We start from the raw sequence: 17,163 nt of genomic DNA, 5'->3' as shown, positions 1-17,163 counted from the left end.
GGCGCGCACGCGGCCGTGACCGTTGCGTCAACGTCCCTTTTCCGTGGGCGAGTTGCTGCCGATGCGCAGCAGCAGCGGTCCGTAGCCTGCCCGGCCCGCGAACTCCGCGACCGCGGTGTACTCGGCCGGCTCGCCCCGCATCCGCTCCCGGGGCGTCTCGCACATACCCGGCGCGTCCTCGGCGCCCACCGCACAGCGCATCCGCACGCTGCGGCCGTCGGGCCCCATGAGGCTCAGCACGGTCTCCAGCGCTCCGCCGGTCGCGTTGCGGTAGTAGGTCCGCGCCCAGGTCCCGGCCCCCTGCGTCAGCACACAGGTCTGCGCCTCGACCCCTTCGGGCGAGGTGAGTTCGGGGCCGCAGCGCACGGCGGTGGCCAGGCCGAGCGGCAGCGCGGTGGGGGCGGGCCCGGCGTCGGACGACGTGGCGTCATCGACGGTCCGCCCGGGTGCCTTGCCGTCACCCTCGCGCGGAAGCAGGCGCGCACCCAGCACCAGGCCGTCCTTCTCCCCGTTGTGCACGGGCCCGGCGGACGCCACGGCGAACGGCAGCACGACCGCGCACACCACGACACCGGCGAGGCCGTACAGGCGAAACCGGCCGGCCGGGCGGCGGCGGTGCAGTCCCGCGCGGCGCGGCCTCGCGGCGCGGTGCTCCCCAGCATGAAGCGGCATGGAGCGGACGATAACGACCCCGGACGGGCGCCGACTTCCGCGCGCGCCCGACACCCCTACAACTCGGGTGCGCTCACACCCGTACGGGTGAGGGCGTCGACCACCGCGTCCACCACGGCCTCCACGTCGGGCAGCCAGGGCGAGGCGGACCCGGGCAGCGGTGCCCGCTCCCAGCGGACGGCACCCGGGCCGGTCTCGGACGGGGGCAGGGCGAGGTAGCCGCCCTCGCCGTGGAAGCGCAGGGAGCCGGGTACGAAGTCCTTGGCGTAGAGCAGTTCGCCCAGCTGCTCCATGGAGTACGGCCGGACCAGCAGCGACCAGCGGGTGGACGAGGCGACGACCGGGCCGAGCCGCAGTCCGGCGCGGTCGAGCGCGGTCAGGGCGCGGGCGGCCGGCAGGGCGGGCAGGGAGACCGCGCACGGGGCGCTGCCGCCGGTGGCCAGGACGATCGGCGCCGTCGGCCGGTTGGTCCACCACCAGCGCACCATCCGCTCGTCGGTGGTGGCGGCGAGGAGGCCGGGGTCGAAGGGGTGCGCGCCGGGCACCGTGCACTCGGGGTCGGGGCAGCCGCAGCGCGAGCGCGCCTGCGGGTCCGGCGCCACGCCCGGGAGTACGGGCCACCGCCACTGCGTCGCGTAGGTCAGGGCCGCGCCGATCAGCTCAGGCCGTCCGTCGCCTCGCCGGGACAGGAGCCTGCGTCGCCTTCCGAGGATCTCGCGCATGAGCGCTCGTTCCTTTCCGTTGCACGCCTGGCAACACCGTGGTCGTCTCACACCATGTGTCGATCACTTCGCTGTGCGTAGCTGGTGGCGCATCACACCCCTGCCGCGGGCAAGGGGAACCCCTGTGGTCCTGGTTCAGACTGCGTCCGCGGCGGTTCCGTCCATACTGCGTCCATCAAAAGCATGGGCGTGGCGCGGGGGTGGCGAAGTCTGGCGTTTGCCGTCCCGCGTATTTCTCTCCGCCTCCGCCACGGGAGGATGGGGCACGGTCGTCGGTGGATAGGACGCCCGGGTCCGCCGCCAGGTTCCGGGTGGCCCCCAGCCACCCCTGGCCTTCACCGAGTACGTACCCATCACGACCGCTGTGACGCTCCGTGGAGCACCCCCAGAAGACCGCAACAAGACATCCTCTGGGGCAGTTTCAAGCCAACTTTGCTTTTCCGCAAGGGGTTCGGACAACAGACCCCTCGCACCCCACGGACACCAGGAATCCCAGCAGGACAATGCTGGACATCTCCTTACGAGTGCGTGTACATGTGGAGACACTGCTAGCGGCGCAGAATGACATGGGGGTTTGCGATGCTTTTGAGCAGTAAGCACCGGTCGGAAAGCCGGACGCCATGAACGCCCCGCACCCTGCGAAAGTGGCTGGAATCGATTCAACTGTGCCGTCCCCCGCACACACTGTCGCGTCCGCCGCCGCGGGCCCCTCTCCGGCCGCCCCGCCGAACGACCCGGGCACGCCGGGTGCGCCGGGCGCCCTGCTCCAGGACCGGCTCGCCGGCTGGGTGTCGGACCTGACGACCCTGCACGAGCTGACCGAGCGCCTCGCCCGCACGGACTCCCTCGCCGAAGCGCTCCAGGAACTGCTGCGCGCCGGCGCCGCCCTGGTGGGTGCCCGGCGCGGTCTCGTCGTCCTGGAACCGGCCGACGGGCTCGGCCCGGACAGCACCATCGGCCTCGGACTGGCCCGCGCCGACCTCGGCCACATCGAGACGGTGCCGCGCAGCTCGCTGTCGTACGGACGGATCCTGGAGGGTCTGCCCGTCGCCGAGGGCGGCATCGCCGAACCCGATCTCTTCGCCGAGGAGGGCCTCGACCCGCGCCACCGCGAGGTCGCCGCCCGCCTCGGCTACGCCGCCAGCTACGCCCTCCCCCTGTCCACCGAGCGCGCCGGACGCCTCGGGGCGGCCGTGTGGCTCTACGACGAGCCCGCCGAACCGCGCGAGCGGCAGCGGCACCTCGTCGGGCTGTACGCCCGGTACGCCACCGAACACCTGGCCCGGCTCCTGGAGACCGAGCGCACGCGCACCCGCATGGCGACCATGGCCGAGGAACTGCTGCCCTCGCGCCTGCCCCGGGTGCCCGGCGTGCGGCTCGCCGCCCGCCGCCGCACCGGCCCGCGCGGCGGTGGCGACTGGTACGACGCCCTGCCGCTGCCGGACGCCGCGCTCGGCCTGGCCGTCGGCTCCGTCACCGGCTGCGGCCCCAGCGCGGTGGCCGCCACCGGACGGCTGCGCGCGTCCCTGCGGGCGTACGCCGTGATGGAGGGCGAGGACCCGGTCGCGGTCCTGTCCGACCTGGAGCTGCTGCTGCGGCTCACCGAACCCGCCCGCTCGGCCACCGCCCTGTTCGGCTACTGCGAGCCCGCGCTGCGCCGGATCACCCTGGCCGGCGCCGGACACAGCCCGCCGCTGCTGATCGGCGAGCGGCGCACCGAGTTCGTGGAGACCTCCGTCTCCGCGCCGCTGGGCATGCTCGCCTGCTGGGAGGCCCCGAGCGTGGAGCTCCAGGCCGCACCCGGAGAGACGGTCCTGCTGTACACCGACGGTCTGCTGCACCGCACCGGCGACCCGACCGACCGCGCCTTCGCCCGCCTGCACGCCGCGGCGGCCGGCGTCCCGCGGACCAAGCGCCACGACCCGGACGCCGTCGCCGACCACGTGCTGCGCACGGTGCTGCCGGACGGCGCGGACGAGGCGGACTCCGAGGAGGACGTGGTGCTGCTGGCGGTCCGCTTCGACCAGTGACGCGCCGCCGCACGGTGTAACAGGTCCTTCGGCCCTGGGCCCCCTTCCGTACGACCGTACGATGGGGGTGGTCCAGTGCCGTATCAAGGAGGATGACCGTGGCGGAGGAGCTCACCCCGGAGACCCCGGAGAACGAGTCCGAGGAGCCGATCAAGCAGCGGAAGAACGGCCTGTACCCGGGCGTGTCCGACGAGCTCGCCGAGAACATGAAGTCGGGCTGGGCCGACACCGAGCTGCACGACCTGCGGCCGATCCCCCAGGCCGCCGAGACCGCCGCCCGCCGCGCCGCGCTCTCCGCCCGCTTCCCGGGCGAGCGCCTGGTGATCCCCGCGGGCAACCTGAAGACCCGCTCGAACGACACCGAGTACGCCTTCCGCGCCTCGGTCGAGTACGCCTACCTGACCGGCAACCAGACCGAGGACGGCGTCCTGGTCCTGGAGCCCGAGGGCGACGGCCACACCGCGACGATCTACCTCCTGCCGCGCTCCGACCGCGAGAACGGCGAGTTCTGGCTCGACGGCCAGGGCGAGCTGTGGGTCGGCCGCCGCCACTCCCTCACCGAGGCCGAGAAGCTGTACGGCATCCCCGCCTCCGACGTGCGCGAGCTCGCCGGCGCGCTGCGCGAGGCCACCGGCCCGGTGCGCGTCGTGCGCGGCCACGACGCCGGCATCGAGGCGGCGCTGACCGACAAGGTCACCGCCGAGCGCGACGAGGAGCTGCGCGTCTTCCTCTCCGAGGCCCGCCTCGTCAAGGACGAGTTCGAGATCGGCGAGCTGCAGAAGGCCGTCGACTCCACCGTCCGCGGCTTCGAGGACGTCGTGAAGGTCCTCGACAAGGCCGAGGCGACCAGCGAGCGCTACATCGAGGGCACCTTCTTCCTCCGCGCCCGCGTCGAGGGCAACGACGTCGGCTACGGCACCATCGCCGCCGCCGGCCCGCACGCCTGCACCCTGCACTGGGTCCGCAACGACGGCCCGGTCCGCTCCGGCGACCTGCTGCTGCTCGACGCGGGTGTGGAGACGCACACGTACTACACGGCGGACGTCACGCGCACGCTGCCGGTCAACGGCACGTACAGCGAGCTGCAGAAGAAGATCTACGACGCCGTGTACGACGCCCAGGAGGCCGGCATCGCGGCCGTGAAGCCGGGCGCCAAGTACCGCGACTTCCACGACGCCGCCCAGCGGGTGCTGGCCGAGCGGCTCGTCGAGTGGGGCCTGGTCGAGGGCCCGGTCGAGCGGGTGCTGGAGCTGGGGCTGCAGCGCCGCTGGACGCTGCACGGCACCGGCCACATGCTCGGCCTGGACGTCCACGACTGCGCCGCCGCGCGCGTGGAGTCCTACGTCGACGGCACCCTGGAGCCCGGCATGGTCCTCACCGTCGAGCCCGGTCTGTACTTCCAGGCCGACGACCTGACCGTGCCCGAGGAGTACCGGGGCATCGGCGTCCGCATCGAGGACGACATCCTCGTCACCGAGGACGGCAACCGGAACCTGTCCGCCGGCCTGCCGCGCCGGTCGGACGAGGTCGAGGCGTGGATGGCTTCGCTGAAGGGCTGACCTTCGCGACAGATGGCCGGGTACCGCACCGGGTACCCGGCCATCGACGTGCCCAGGGGGTTCCCGCGGACGGGTCGCGCCCTGGGTCGGTGAGGCGCCTCGGCGCGCCCAGGGGGAGGATTTCCGTGGACGACTTCCGGTCCGCCGTCGGCGTGGACCTGCATCTCGAGCCGGACTCCGGGGAAGGGCGCCGGAGCGGGCTCGAGCGGGCGCTGCGCGGCGCCGTCCGGGACGGACGGCTCGCCCCGGGGGCGCGGCTGCCGGCGACCCGGCGGCTGGCGGACGAGCTCGGCATCTCGCGGGGCACGGCGAAGGCGGCGAAGGCCTTGTCGGCGGGCGCGGGCAGCGGTGCGACCGGCTGCACGCGCTGGTGGACGTCGACGACGAGACGGAGGCCGTGCGGCGGGCGGAGTCGGCGGGTCTCGCCGTCGGACGGCTCGGGGACCACTGGCAGTCGCCGCCGGCAGTCGGCTCCGGCCGGCCGCAGGGGCTGGTGGTGGGATACGGAACGCCCCGGGAACGGGCGTACCCCGAGGCGCTGGAGGCCCTGGGGCGGGTCCTGGACGGGGTGCGCTGAGGGGAGCCGGCGATCCGCCCCGGCGGCCGAGCGCGTCACACCGCCATCAGGGGGGCGTCCTCCCGCCACTTGAGGATCTTGTCGAAGCTCACCACCGCCCCCGTCCGGCCCGGCGTGCCGCCGATGTGGACGTGGTCGGCGAGCTCCCGGATGAGACACAGGCCGCGTCCGTGCTCGGCGTCGGCGGGCGCCGTCCGCGCCGGCCCGCCCGGTCGGCCGGAGGCACCCGCGTCGAAGCCGGGGCCCGTGTCGGCGACCTCGATGCGGCACCGCTCGCCGTCGAGGTAGGCCGTGACGCGGTACGCGTCCGAGGGGCTGCCAGGTTCGTCGTCCCCGCCGTGCTCCACGGCGTTGGCGCAGGCCTCGCTGAGGGCGACGGAGAGGTCGAAGGAGACGTCGGGGTCGACGCCCGCGGTCTCCATCGTGCCGAGCAGCAGGCGGCGGGCCAGGGGCACGCTCGCAGCCTCGCGCCGCAAATGGAGTGACCACCAGATGCTCATGCTCCAGCCTCCCGGCCGCGGCTCGACATACCGTTACGTATTGCCCCTTGTGCCCGGGCGTAAGCGCAGTGTGCGCATCGGACCGCCCGGACGGCGGATGCGACCGGCCCCGCGACCGGTGTATGTGGGGCGGCTCCTCCCAAGGGCGACCATCCGGTCGTACGGCATCTTGCGGACCTGCCGTACGGCGCGGGGGCCGCCAGTGCGATGATGAGCCCGCCATGACTGCCCCCCACCCGCCTTCGGCGCGCTCCGGGAACGACCTCCGGATTCTGCGGGCCGCGGTGTTCGCCGCGGTCTGCGTCGTGCTGGCCGCGGCGGGGCACACCTTCGCCTCCTGCGCCACCGTCCCCCTGTGGTCGCTGGGCGCGGGATTCCTCGGGGCGGTCCTGGTCGCCGCGCCCCTCGCCGGGCGCGAACGTTCGCTGCCCGGGATCGCGGTGCTGCTCGCGGTCGGCCAGACCGCCCTGCACACGGTGTTCGGGCTCGGCCAGCACGGGGCCACGGCGGTCACCACGGCGGCGTCCCCCGGCGGGGCGGGCCCGCTGTCCGACGCCTCACTGGTCCAGCAGGCCGCACGCCTGGTCTGCGGGACCACCGCCGCGGCGATCAGCCCGGCCCAGGCCCAGCGGATCCTCACCGACGCGCGGCTCGCACCGGGTTCCGGCGCCCACACCGGCGCGGCACATCACCCGGCGGACGCCCTGTCCACCGCCGCCGGCTCCTCCGCCTCGCTGCTGCCGTCCCTGCCGATGCTGCTCGGCCACGTCCTCGCGGCACTCGCCGCCGGCTGGCTGCTGCGACGCGGGGACCTGGCCGTGGCACGGCTCGTCGCACTGTCGGCGCATTCGGCCCAGTCGATGGCCGAGGCAGCGCTCGTGCGTGCCCTGCGCGCCGCGCTCGCACTGGTGCGCGCCCTGCACCGCGGGCTCGCCGGCGCTCCCCGCACGGGCCCGCGCCCGCCGCGCACCGCCCTGCTCGTGCCGGCGCGACCGCACACCGCCGCTCTCCAGCACACGGTGATCAGGCGCGGTCCGCCCAGCGCCCTCGCCCTCGCCGCCTGACACGACGCGACCACCGACCCGCTTCCGCCTTCCGGCCGGAGTGACGGAGGAGGTGCCGCCGTCGTGCGGCACGCGCGCGTGTGCGCGCATCCCTCCCGTCACTCCTGACCCGGCTCCTGGCCGGTCAGCACACGAAGCGGAGTACTCCGTTCATGAAGATTTCCCGTATCGCCGCCGCCGGCTCCGCGGCCGGCATCGCCGTCCTCGCCCTGTCCGCCCCCGCCTTCGCGCACGTCAGCGTGCAGCCGGAGGGCGCGGCCGCCAAGGGCGGCTACGCGGTCGTCGACTTCAAGGTCCCCAACGAGCGTGACAACGCCTCCACCACCAGGCTGGAGGTCACCTTCCCCACGGACCACCCGCTGGCGTCCGTCATGCCGCAGCCGATCCCCGGCTGGAAGGCCGAGGTCACCAAGGGCAAGCCGGCCAAGCCGCTGGAGTCGCACGGCAAGCAGATCACCGAGGTCGTCACCAAGGTGACCTGGACCGCCGAGGGCAAGGGTGTCGAGCCCGGCTACTTCCAGAAGTTCCCCGTCTCCATCGGCGCGCTGCCCGAGGACACCGACGAACTGGTCTTCAAGGCGATCCAGACGTACTCCAACAAGGAGGTCGTGCGCTGGATCGAGGTGCCGCAGGAGGGCCAGGAGGAGCCCGACAACCCGGCGCCCGTGCTCGAACTGACCGCCGCCGAGGGCGACGCCCACGGCGCGGCGGGCGCGAAGGCCGGCGCCGACGCCGAGTCCACCGCCCAGCACACCGCGGCCGGCAGCTCCGCCGACTCCGGCGACAGCAGCGACACCACCGCCCGCGTGCTCGGCATCGTCGGCATCGTCGTCGGCGCGGCGGGCGTCGCGTACGGCGTCCTCGCCGGCCGCCGCCGGGACACCGGCGCGTCGGCGTAACCGCACCCCCGCCGGTGTGCGCCGGGGCTCCGTTCGCGGACCCCGGCGCACACCGGGGCACATCACATCTGGGACATTTCTCCATGCGCAAGAAGACTTTCGCCGCGGCGGCGCTGCTCGCCGCCGCCACCCTGACCCTCTCCGCCTGCGGCAGCGGCGGTGACGGCGACAAGCCCGTCACCGTGGTCTCCGAGGACACCAGCCAGCAGGCAGCCACCGTCCTCGACAAGCCGTTCGAGAAGCCGGACCTGGTCCTCACCGACACCCGGGGCAAGCAGTACGACCTCCGCGAGCAGACCGCCGGCAAGCCCACCCTGGTCTACTTCGGCTACACCCACTGCCCCGACGTGTGCCCGCTGACCATGAGCAACATCGCCGTGGCCAAGAAGCAGTTGTCCCGGGCCGAGCAGGACAAGCTGCGCGTCGTGTTCGTCACCACCGACCCCGAGCGGGACACCCCCGCCGCGCTCGGCAAGTGGCTCCAGGGCATCGACCCCCAGATCGTCGGCCTGACCGGCGACTTCGACACCATCCAGGCCGGCGCCCGCACCCTCGGCATCTCCATCGACCCGCCGGCCAAGGACAAGGACGGCAACGTCGTCTCGACCCACGGCACCCAGGTCATCGCCTTCTCCCCGAAGACCGACGGCGGCTACGTCCTCTACGGCGAGGACGCCACCGTCGACGACTACACCGAGGACCTCCCCAAGCTGCTCAAGGGGGAGAACCCGTGAGGGGCCGCCCCGCCCTGGCCGCCACGGCGGTGATCGGCGCCCTGGTCCTCGCGGGCTGCGGCGACTCCGGATCCGACGGGTCCTCGGCCGCCGAACTCTCCGTCGACGCCGCCTACATACCGCAGCCGGTCTCCGACACCATGGCCGCCGGCTTCCTCACCATCACCAACAAGGGCGACGCCGAGGACGCGCTGACGTCCGTCACCAGCGCGGCCGGCGAGGTCACCGTCCACGAGACCGCCGGCGGCACGATGAAGCAGGTCGACCGCCTGCCCGTGCCCGCGCACGGCGAACTCGTGCTGGAGAGCGGCGGCAACCACCTGATGTTCGAAAAGCTGAAGCACCGGCCCGAACAGGGTGAGACGGTCTCCATCGAGCTCCACTTCAGCCACTCCGACCCCGTCACGGTCGAGATGCCGGTGAAACCGGCCACGTACCGGCCCACCGCCGGACACACCGGACACTGAGGGAGGGACCACGTTGACCCGGACCACCGCCCCGCGCGTGCGGACCCTGGTGCTGCTGCTCCTGGCCGCGGCCTGCCTGCTGCTCACCGCCGCCGGCCCGGCCTCCGCGCACGCCGCGCTGACCGGCAGCGACCCCCGGCAGGGGGCGGTGGTCGACGAGGCCCCGGCCCAGGTGTCGCTCACCTTCTCCGAGACGGTCTCCCTGGACGACGACTCCCTGCGCGTCCTCGACCCCAAGGGCCAACGCGTCGACGACGGCCGGCCCGCCGGCGCGGGCGGCACCACGTACGCCGTCAAGCTGCACGCGGGCCTGCCCGACGGCACCTACACGGTGGCCTACCAGGTCGTCTCCGCCGACAGCCACCCGGTCTCCGGCGCCTACACCTTCTCCATCGGCGCCCCCTCCCGGACCTCCGTCTCGGTCGGCGACCAGGAAGCGGGCGGCGGCCTCGTCGGCCTGCTGTACGGCATCGGACGGTACGTGTCCTACGCCGGGTTCGTCGTCCTGGCCGGCGGCGCCGCCTTCGTCCTCGTTTGCTGGCCGCTCGGCTCCGGAGTACGGCCCCTGCAACGGCTCGTCGTCTCCGGGTGGCTCGCGCTGACCGCCGCCACCCTGCTGCTGCTCCTGCTGCGCGGCTCCTACACCGGGTCCGGAAAGGTCGGTGACGTCTTCGACCTGAGCCTGCTCGGCCAGGTCCTGGGGACCAAGAGCGGCGCCTCACTGGTCTCGCGGCTGCTGCTGCTCGCCGCGGCGGCGCTGTTCATCGCCGTCCTCTTCGGCGCCTACGACAAGCGCGAGGACGAGGAGAAGAGGGACCTCGCCTTCGGGCTCGCGGCCGGCGGGACCGTCGTGGCCGCCGGGCTCGCGGCGACCTGGGCGCTGTCCGAGCACGCCTCCGTCGGTCTCCAGGCCGGCCTCGCCATGCCGGTCGACGTCGTCCACCTGCTGGCCGTCGCCGGCTGGCTCGGCGGACTCACCGCCCTGATCGTCGCCCTGTACCGGGCACCAGCCGAGACACCCGTCCCCGCCTCCGCCGTGCGCCGCTTCTCCCGCATCGCCTTCGGCAGCGTGGTCGCGCTCGTGGTGACCGGCGTCTACCAGTCCTGGCGCCAGCTCGGCTCCTGGTCCGCCTTCACCGACACCCGCTACGGGCAACTGCTCCTCGTCAAAATCGCTCTCGTGGCGGTGATGGTCGGCGTCGCCTACCTCTCGCGGCGCTGGACGGCGCAGCTGGCCCGGACGGCGTCCGCCGTCGTCCCGCAGCGGGAGAAGGAGCAGGTCGGCGTGGGCGGCGGCCGTGAGAAGACGACGGGCGGCTCCGGGACGCCGCCGACGTCCGGGGCGTCGAAGGGCTCCGGCGATTCCCGGCGTGCCGCCCAGCTCGCCCGGCAGCGGGCCGCCATGGACAGCGCCCGGCAGAAGCGACTGAGGGACGCCGACCCCCACCGCCTCGGGCTGCGCCGGTCCGTCCTCGCCGAGGCGGGCATCGCCGTCGTCCTGCTCGCCGTCACCACCGTGCTGACCCAGACCGAACCCGGACGCACCGAGCAGGAAGCCCAGGCCGCCGGCCGGTCCGCCGCTTCCTCGTCCAGCGCCGCGTCCGGAGCCGTGACCCTGGACATGCCCTTCGACACCGGCAGCGCGAACGGCAAGGGAGTCGTACGGGTCGAGCTCGACCCCGCACGGGTCGGCGACAACGACCTGCACCTCTATGTCGAGGACGCGGACGGCCGTTCCTTCGACATCCCCGAGGTCAAGATCGCCTTCACGCTGGAGGCCAAGAACCTCGGCCCCCTGCCCGTCGTCCCCGACCACATCACCACCGGACACTGGTCGGCGAGCGGAGTGCAGCTTCCGATGGCCGGCGACTGGAAGGTCGCCGTCACCGTACGCACCTCCGACATCGACCAGGTGACCCTCTCCAAGAACGCGCAGATCGGCTGAACCGCACCATGGCTGACCAGTCCATCCCGGAGACCCGCACCCCGGAGACGACGCCCGGGACACCCACCGGGCCCGGCCCGCACGACGCCGGCGACGCCGCCCCCCGCGGGGGCATCTCACGGCGCCGGCTCCTCGGCACCGCCGGTGCCACCGGGCTGGTGCTCGGCGCGGCGGGCGGCGCCGTGGGGTACGCCGCCGCACCCTCCTCCGCGGCCACGCCGCTCACCTCGGTGGGCAGCGAGCAGGTGATGTTTCACGGGAAACATCAGCCCGGCATCACCACCGCGATGCAGGCCCGCGGGCACCTCGTCGCCTTCGACCTGAAGCCGGGCGCCGGGCGCAAGGAGGCCGCCGCACTGCTGCGCCGCTGGTCCGACACCGCCCGGCGGTTGATGGCGGGCGAACCGGCCGGAACCGGTGACACGGACGTCGCACGGGACGCGGGGCCCTCCTCCCTGACCGTCACCTTCGGCTTCGGCCACAGCTTCTTCGGCCGCACCGGACTGGGCCGGCAGCGCCCGGGGGCCCTCGACCCCCTGCCCGACTTCTCCTCCGACCACCTCGACAAGGCCCGCAGCAACGGTGACCTGTGGGTGCAGATCGGCGCCGACGACGCCCTGGTCGCCTTCCACGCGCTGCGCGCGATCCAGCGGGACGCCGGGTCGGCCGCCCGCATCCGCTGGCAGATGAACGGCTTCAACCGCTCCCCGGGCGCCACCGCCCACCCCATGACCGCGCGGAACCTCATGGGGCAGATCGACGGCACCCGCAACCCCAAGCCGGCCGACACCGACTTCGACAAGCGGATCTTCGTGCCCGAGAAGGGCGAGCCCGCGTGGATGGCGAACGGCTCCTATGCCGTCGTACGCCGGATCCGCATGCTCCTGGACGACTGGGAGAAGCTCTCCGGCACGGCCCAGGAGGAGGTCATCGGGCGCCGCAAGTCCGACGGCGCCCCCCTGTCCGGGGGCACCGAGACGACCGAGATGGACCTGGAGAAGACGGACGCGGCCGGAAATCTGGTCGTCCCCATCAACGCACACGCCCGCATCACCCGCCCCGACCAGAACGGCGGGGCCGCCATGCTCCGCCGCCCCTTCTCGTACCACGACGGCTTCGACACCGACGGTGTCCCCGACGCCGGTCTCCTCTTCGTCTGCTGGCAGGCCGACCCCCTGCGCGGCTTCGTCCCGGTGCAGCGCAAGCTGGACCGCGGGGACGCGCTGTCGCAGTTCATCCGGCACGAGGCCAGCGGCCTGTTCGCCGTGCCGGGCGGGGCCGCGAAGGGCGAGTACGTCGGGCAGCGGCTGCTGGAGGGATGACCCGTCGCCTCGACGCGCCGCCCCCTGGGGTGGCGGGCCGGGGAAGCGTGTTCCGCCTCCGGCAAGGCCATTAAGGTGAGGCTCATGCCCGCCAGTTACGCGTATCTCGGTCCCGAAGGCACGTTCACCGAAGTCGCCCTGCGCACACTTCCCGAGGCGGCCACCCGGGAACTGGTCCCCTACGTCTCCGTCCAGTCCGCGCTCGACGCCGTGCGCGGAGGCGAGGCGGAGGCCGCGTTCGTGCCGATCGAGAACTCCGTCGAGGGCGGCATCACCACCACCCTCGACGAACTGGTCGCCGGCCAGCCCCTGATGATCTACCGCGAAGTGCTGCTGTCCATCACCTTCGCGCTGCTGGTCCGCCCCGGCACCAAGCTGTCGGACATCAAGACGGTCACCGCCCACCCCGCCGCCCAACCCCAGGTGCGCAACTGGCTCAAGGCGCACCTGCCCCACGTGGCCTGGGAATCGGCCGCCTCCAACGCCGACGGCGCGCGTCTCGTGCAGGAGGGCCGGTACGACGCCGCGTTCGCCGGCGAGTTCGCCGCGGAACGGTACGGCCTGGAGGTCCTCGAGTCCGAGATCCACGACGCGGAGAACGCCCAGACACGGTTCGTGCTCGTGGGCCGCCCCGCCCGGCCCGCGGCACCCACCGGCGCGGACAAGACGTCCGTCGTGCTCTGGCAGCGCGACGACCACCCCGGCGGGCTGCGCGACCTGCTGGGCGAGTTCGCCACCCGGGGCATCAACCTGATGCTGCTCCAGTCCCGGCCCACCGGCGCAGGCATCGGCAACTACTGCTTCTGCATCGACGCCGAGGGGCACATCTCCGACCGGCGGGTGGCCGAGGCCCTGATGGGTCTGAAGCGGATCTGTCTCCAGGTGCGCTATCTGGGGTCGTATCCGCGCGCGGAGGTCGCTCCGTCGGACGTGGCGCCTCTGCAGCGGGGGACCTCGGACGAGGAGTTCACCGCGGCGGCCGACTGGGTGGCGCGGTGCCAGGACGGCCGCTTCTGACCGGTCGTACCTGCCGATATTCGTTATCCACAGAAGTTATCCACAGGTCAGCTTCTCGACCTGGGGACAAGTCGACAACGAAACGCCCTTCGGTCGACAAATCACCCCACGGGCACCCACTTCGTCCACAGGGGACCAGGTCACCCTTCGTCCACCTGTTTCTTGCCCTCCATCCTCCGGAGTGACCCGTTTCCACTCGAAAGTGAGCCTGCAGGGGGTTTGACACAGGAATTCCTCGTCCGGCATGCCCTCGTGCGCCCGATTAGGAATGATCACTTCCGGAGTCCACAGACCTTTCGCACAGCCTGTGGATAACTTTTCCCGAGCCGCGCAGCCTGTGGACAGGCGATCCCCAAGTCCCGTGCCACGCAAGGAAGTCCATTCAACCCGGGGCCGGCCGCCTGCATCGTTCCAGGGAATGAGACGCCTTTTATCGACAGGCCCGACAGGCGGGAACACAAGGCGCCATATCCCCCATAGCGGAGCGCGCGGAACGCGGACGGCAATAGTGAGTCGTGAGCCGTCACCGCGCACCGGTAGCCTTGACCGCGTGATTGACCTTCGCCTGCTCCGTGAGGACCCCGACCGTGTGCGCGCGTCGCAGCGCGCCCGTGGAGAGGACGTCGCGCTCGTCGACTCTCTCCTGTCTGCCGACGAGCGGCGCAGGTCGTCCGGCGTCCGCTTCGACGAGCTGCGCGCCGAGCAGAAGGGCCTCGGCAAGCTCATCGGCAAGGCCTCCGGGGACGAGAAGGCCGAGCTGCTGAAGCGCGCGAGCCAGCTCGCCGCCGACGTCAAGGCCGCCGACGCCGAGCGCGACGCCGCCGACGCCGAGACCCAGGAGCTGCTCCAGCGGCTCGGCAACCTCGTCCACCCCGACGTGCCCGTCGGCGGCGAGGAGGACTTCGTCACGCTGGAGACGCACGGCACGCACCGCGACTTCGCGGCCGAGGGCTTCGAGCCCCGCGACCACCTGGAGCTGGGCCAGCTGCTCGGCGCCATCGACGTCGAGCGCGGCGCCAAGGTCTCCGGCTCGCGCTTCTACTTCCTGACCGGCGTCGGCGCGCTCCTGGAGCTCGCCCTCGTCAACGCGGCGATCGCCCAGGCCACGGCGGCCGGCTTCACGCCGATGCTGACCCCGGCGCTGGTGCGCCCGCAGTCGATGGCCGGCACCGGCTTCCTCGGCCAGGCCGCCCAGGACGTCTACCACCTCGACAAGGACGACCTGTACCTGGTCGGCACGTCCGAGGTGCCGCTCGCCGCGTACCACATGGACGAGATCCTGGACGCCGAGCGCCTGCCGCTGCGCTACGCCGGCTTCTCGCCCTGCTTCCGCCGCGAGGCGGGCTCGCACGGCAAGGACACCCGCGGCATCTTCCGCGTGCACCAGTTCGACAAGGTCGAGATGTTCTCCTACGTCCTCCCCGAGGACTCGCAGGCCGAGCACCAGCGCCTGCTGGAGTGGGAGAAGCAGTGGCTGACGTCGCTCGAGCTGCCGTTCCGGGTGATCGACGTCGCCTCCGCCGACCTGGGTGCCTCGGCCTCGCGCAAGTACGACTGCGAGGCGTGGATCCCGACCCAGGGCAAGTACCGCGAGCTGACCTCGACCTCGGACTGCACCGAGTTCCAGTCCCGCCGCCTGTCGATCCGCGTCCGCGAGGACAAGAAGGTCCGCCCGCTGGCGACGCTCAACGGCACGCTGTGCGCCGTACCGCGCACGATCGTGGCGATCCTGGAGAACCACCAGCAGGCCGACGGCTCGGTGCGCGTGCCCGAGGTGCTGCGTCCGTACCTGGGCGGCCGGGAGGTCCTGGAGCCGGTGGCCAAGTGAGTGACACCGGTTCCGCCACCGGGCCCGACGCCGGTTCCGCCGGGGGGTTCCCGTACCGCCTGATCGCCACCGACCTCGACGGCACGCTGCTGCGCAGTGACGACACGGTCTCGTCGCGCACCCGTGAGGCGCTCGCCGCGGCCACCGCGGCGGGCGCGGCCCACATCGTGGTCACCGGGCGTGCGGTGCCGTGGACCCGGCACATACTGGATGACCTGGGCTACGACGGTCTCGCCGTCTGCGGTCAGGGCGCGCAGGTGTACCACGCCGGGGAGCACCGGCTGCTGACCTCGGTGACGCTGGACCGCCAGCTGGCCGGGGTGGCGCTGGCCAAGATCGAGGCGGAGACCGGTCCGCTGTACCTGGCGGCCAGCCGCGACGGCCTGGAGGGCGACGTCCTGGTCGGGCCGGGCTACGCGGTCGGCGGTCACCTGCCGGCGGTTCCGTTCACCGACGCGTCGGACCTGTGGTCCGCTCCGCTGAACAAGATCTACATCCAGCATCCGACGCTGTCGGACGACGAACTGGCGGAGGCCGCCCGGCAGGCCGCGGGCGGTTTCGTCACGGTCGTCATGGCCGGTGCCGGTGTCGTCGAGCTTCTTCCGCTGGGCCTGTCCAAGGCGACGGGCCTGTCCCTGGCGGCCCGCCGCCTCGGGCTGAAGGCGGCGGACACGATCGCCTTCGGCGACATGCCCAACGACATCCCGATGTTCGGCTGGGCGGCCCGGGGCGTGGCGATGGCCAACGCGCACGAGGAGCTGAAGGCCGTGGCCGACGAGGTGACGTCCTCGAACGACGAGGACGGGATCGCCGTGGTGCTGGAGCGGTTGTCGCTCTGACGGCGGCCCGACGGCCGGCCCGGACTTCCGGGACCGCGGCCCCCTGGGACCGCGGCTTCGCGGCCACGGTCCGGACGGCGCCGGCGTCCCCGTCGGTCGGCCCACGCGAGGCGTCTCGCGTGCTCGAAGCGGCCGCCGATTCGCCGGCGCCGTCCGGCTTCGTGCATCTCCCACAGTGCCGGTACGGCAAGCCGGGTGCCACCGATTAACAGCGGACGTACGACGCCTTACCGCCCCGGTCCCCGTCAGGTCCGGGGCCGGGTCACTCCTCCCCGGCGAGCGTCAGCGACCGCAGCTTCTGGCCTGCGTACCAGGTCGCGAGCACGGTGACCACGACCAGCAGCACCGTCGCGGTCGGCAGACCCACGTCGGAGGTCACCAGGTTGCCGTCGGCGACCTTCTGGGCCACGGCCAGCGACCACTGCTGGACACTCAGCGTGCGGGCGCCGGGCACCAGGGAGCCGAACAGGGCCTCCCAGACGAGGGCGTAGACGAGTCCGAAGACCACCGCGTGCCGGGACACCGTGCCCAGCAGCAGGAAGAGCGCGGCGTAGGCGATGGAGGCGACCAGCGCGGCGATCGTGTAGGCGACGGCGACCTGCTGGCCGTTGCCGTTGAGGATCAGGCCGGCGAGCAGCGTGGGCACGGCGGAGAAGGCCATGGTCACGGCGATGGCGACGATCAGCTTGGTGAAGATGATCGTCGGCCGCTTGATGGGCTTGGACAGCAGGTACACGACCGAGCCGTCGTCGATCTCGGGGCCGATGGCGCCGGTCCCGGCGATGACGCCGATGATCGGCACCATGGTGGCGAGCGCGAACCCGCCGAGCACGTCGGACGCCGTCTGGTCGTCGGCTCCGGTGAGGGCCCGCACCGCCACGGCGATGACGAGCAGCAGCAGGGGGAGTGCGCCGAGGATGAGGGCCCGGCGGCGGCCGAGCAGGGCCCGGTAGGTGAGCCGGGCGACTGTGGGGTCGTACATTCTTCG

General features: G+C 72.8%; 16 protein-coding genes and 1 pseudogene. 13 read left to right on the top strand and 4 right to left on the bottom strand.

The genetic code is table 11. From position 1 onward, the window contains the following. Positions 1–27: 27 nt before the first annotated feature. Positions 28–672, bottom strand: a complete 645-nt coding sequence (locus IEZ05_RS13175; protein ID WP_229869701.1) for a hypothetical protein — start codon at positions 670–672, stop codon at positions 28–30. A gap of 56 nt (positions 673–728) precedes the next feature. After that, entirely contained in the window at positions 729–1,394 is a 666-nt protein-coding gene (locus IEZ05_RS13170) for a bifunctional DNA primase/polymerase (RefSeq protein ID WP_189230244.1), read from the bottom strand. 620 nt (positions 1,395–2,014) lie between these two features. Between IEZ05_RS13170 and IEZ05_RS13165 the strand changes: the two genes are divergently transcribed. The 4 genes and pseudogenes from IEZ05_RS13165 to IEZ05_RS13150 all read left to right on the top strand — a co-directional run bounded on the left by IEZ05_RS13165 (position 2,015) and on the right by IEZ05_RS13150 (position 5,560). Next, positions 2,015–3,424, top strand: a complete 1,410-nt coding sequence (locus IEZ05_RS13165; protein ID WP_189230243.1) for a PP2C family protein-serine/threonine phosphatase — start codon at positions 2,015–2,017, stop codon at positions 3,422–3,424. Between the two features lie 98 nt (positions 3,425–3,522). Continuing rightward, a complete protein-coding gene (locus IEZ05_RS13160) occupies positions 3,523–4,983 on the top strand; it encodes an aminopeptidase P family protein (protein WP_189230242.1) in 1,461 nt (486 codons plus the stop codon). Positions 4,984–5,108: 125 nt separating this feature from the next. After that, positions 5,109–5,303: pseudogene (locus IEZ05_RS13155) on the top strand (GntR family transcriptional regulator); the annotation flags it as partial. A gap of 50 nt (positions 5,304–5,353) precedes the next feature. Next, positions 5,354–5,560, top strand: a complete 207-nt coding sequence (locus IEZ05_RS13150; protein ID WP_229869711.1) for a hypothetical protein — start codon at positions 5,354–5,356, stop codon at positions 5,558–5,560. A 35-nt stretch (positions 5,561–5,595) separates the two neighbouring features. Here the strand turns inward: IEZ05_RS13150 and IEZ05_RS13145 are convergent, their stop codons facing one another. Beyond that, complete coding sequence (locus IEZ05_RS13145; RefSeq protein ID WP_189230241.1) at positions 5,596–6,060, bottom strand: ATP-binding protein; 465 nt, start codon at positions 6,058–6,060, stop codon at positions 5,596–5,598. 221 nt (positions 6,061–6,281) lie between these two features. On the opposite strand from IEZ05_RS13145, the gene IEZ05_RS13140 reads away from it, so the two are divergent. The 9 genes from IEZ05_RS13140 to IEZ05_RS13100 all read left to right on the top strand — a co-directional run bounded on the left by IEZ05_RS13140 (position 6,282) and on the right by IEZ05_RS13100 (position 16,175). After that, positions 6,282–7,124, top strand: a complete 843-nt coding sequence (locus tag IEZ05_RS13140) for a hypothetical protein (RefSeq protein ID WP_189230240.1) — start codon at positions 6,282–6,284, stop codon at positions 7,122–7,124. A gap of 152 nt (positions 7,125–7,276) precedes the next feature. After that, positions 7,277–8,023 (top strand): YcnI family copper-binding membrane protein, encoded by a 747-nt coding sequence (locus tag IEZ05_RS13135; RefSeq protein ID WP_189230239.1) that lies wholly within the window; start codon positions 7,277–7,279, stop codon positions 8,021–8,023. Between the two features lie 83 nt (positions 8,024–8,106). After that, positions 8,107–8,757 carry an SCO family protein gene (locus IEZ05_RS13130; protein ID WP_189230238.1) on the top strand — a complete coding sequence of 217 codons (651 nt, stop codon included), beginning with the start codon at positions 8,107–8,109 and terminating at the stop codon, positions 8,755–8,757. Beyond that, positions 8,754–9,224, top strand: coding sequence for a copper chaperone PCu(A)C (locus IEZ05_RS13125; protein WP_189230237.1), 471 nt, complete (start codon positions 8,754–8,756; stop codon positions 9,222–9,224). Before IEZ05_RS13130 ends, IEZ05_RS13125 begins: the two co-directional genes overlap by 4 nt. Before the next feature lie 13 nt (positions 9,225–9,237). Then, positions 9,238–11,169 carry a copper resistance CopC/CopD family protein gene (locus IEZ05_RS13120; RefSeq protein WP_189230236.1) on the top strand — a complete coding sequence of 644 codons (1,932 nt, stop codon included), beginning with the start codon at positions 9,238–9,240 and terminating at the stop codon, positions 11,167–11,169. Positions 11,170–11,177: 8 nt separating this feature from the next. Beyond that, positions 11,178–12,491 (top strand): iron uptake transporter deferrochelatase/peroxidase subunit, encoded by a 1,314-nt coding sequence (efeB, locus tag IEZ05_RS13115; protein ID WP_189230235.1) that lies wholly within the window; start codon positions 11,178–11,180, stop codon positions 12,489–12,491. An 84-nt stretch (positions 12,492–12,575) separates the two neighbouring features. After that, the gene (pheA, locus tag IEZ05_RS13110) at positions 12,576–13,508 is read left to right on the top strand and encodes a prephenate dehydratase (protein WP_189230234.1); all 933 of its coding nucleotides are present in this window, start codon (positions 12,576–12,578) and stop codon (positions 13,506–13,508) included. A 550-nt stretch (positions 13,509–14,058) separates the two neighbouring features. After that, positions 14,059–15,336, top strand: coding sequence for a serine--tRNA ligase (gene serS / locus IEZ05_RS13105; protein ID WP_189230233.1), 1,278 nt, complete (start codon positions 14,059–14,061; stop codon positions 15,334–15,336). After that, on the top strand, positions 15,333–16,175 hold the full coding sequence (locus tag IEZ05_RS13100) for an HAD family hydrolase (RefSeq protein ID WP_189230232.1): 843 nt from the start codon (positions 15,333–15,335) through the stop codon (positions 16,173–16,175). Before serS ends, IEZ05_RS13100 begins: the two co-directional genes overlap by 4 nt. A gap of 262 nt (positions 16,176–16,437) precedes the next feature. On the opposite strand, the gene IEZ05_RS13095 is transcribed toward IEZ05_RS13100, so the two are convergent. Further along, positions 16,438–17,157: an ABC transporter permease gene (locus IEZ05_RS13095; protein ID WP_189230231.1), complete on the bottom strand. Its 720-nt coding sequence runs from the start codon at positions 17,155–17,157 to the stop codon at positions 16,438–16,440. Positions 17,158–17,163: the final 6 nt, after the last annotated feature.

This window comes from Streptomyces flaveolus, assembly GCF_014648815.1.
Taxonomy (GTDB): Bacteria; Actinomycetota; Actinomycetes; order Streptomycetales; family Streptomycetaceae; genus Streptomyces; species Streptomyces flaveolus.
The sequence above is the reverse complement of the archived record's forward strand: the minus strand, read 5'-3'. Positions and strand labels throughout refer to the sequence as shown.

What these genes read in the sequence shown, in the direction of transcription:
- IEZ05_RS13135 (WP_189230239.1), top strand. Translation starts at nt 7,277, where the DNA reads ATGAAGATTTCCCGTATCGCCGCCGCCGGCTCCGCGGCCGGCATCGCC.
- pheA (WP_189230234.1), top strand. Translation starts at nt 12,576, where the DNA reads ATGCCCGCCAGTTACGCGTATCTCGGTCCCGAAGGCACGTTCACCGAA.
- IEZ05_RS13130 (WP_189230238.1), top strand. Translation starts at nt 8,107, where the DNA reads ATGCGCAAGAAGACTTTCGCCGCGGCGGCGCTGCTCGCCGCCGCCACC.
- IEZ05_RS13170 (WP_189230244.1), bottom strand. Translation starts at nt 1,394, where the DNA reads ATGCGCGAGATCCTCGGAAGGCGACGCAGGCTCCTGTCCCGGCGAGGC.
- IEZ05_RS13175 (WP_229869701.1), bottom strand. Translation starts at nt 672, where the DNA reads ATGCCGCTTCATGCTGGGGAGCACCGCGCCGCGAGGCCGCGCCGCGCG.
- IEZ05_RS13140 (WP_189230240.1), top strand. Translation starts at nt 6,282, where the DNA reads ATGACTGCCCCCCACCCGCCTTCGGCGCGCTCCGGGAACGACCTCCGG.
- efeB (WP_189230235.1), top strand. Translation starts at nt 11,178, where the DNA reads ATGGCTGACCAGTCCATCCCGGAGACCCGCACCCCGGAGACGACGCCC.
- IEZ05_RS13145 (WP_189230241.1), bottom strand. Translation starts at nt 6,060, where the DNA reads ATGAGCATCTGGTGGTCACTCCATTTGCGGCGCGAGGCTGCGAGCGTG.
- IEZ05_RS13165 (WP_189230243.1), top strand. Translation starts at nt 2,015, where the DNA reads ATGAACGCCCCGCACCCTGCGAAAGTGGCTGGAATCGATTCAACTGTG.
- IEZ05_RS13095 (WP_189230231.1), bottom strand. Translation starts at nt 17,157, where the DNA reads ATGTACGACCCCACAGTCGCCCGGCTCACCTACCGGGCCCTGCTCGGC.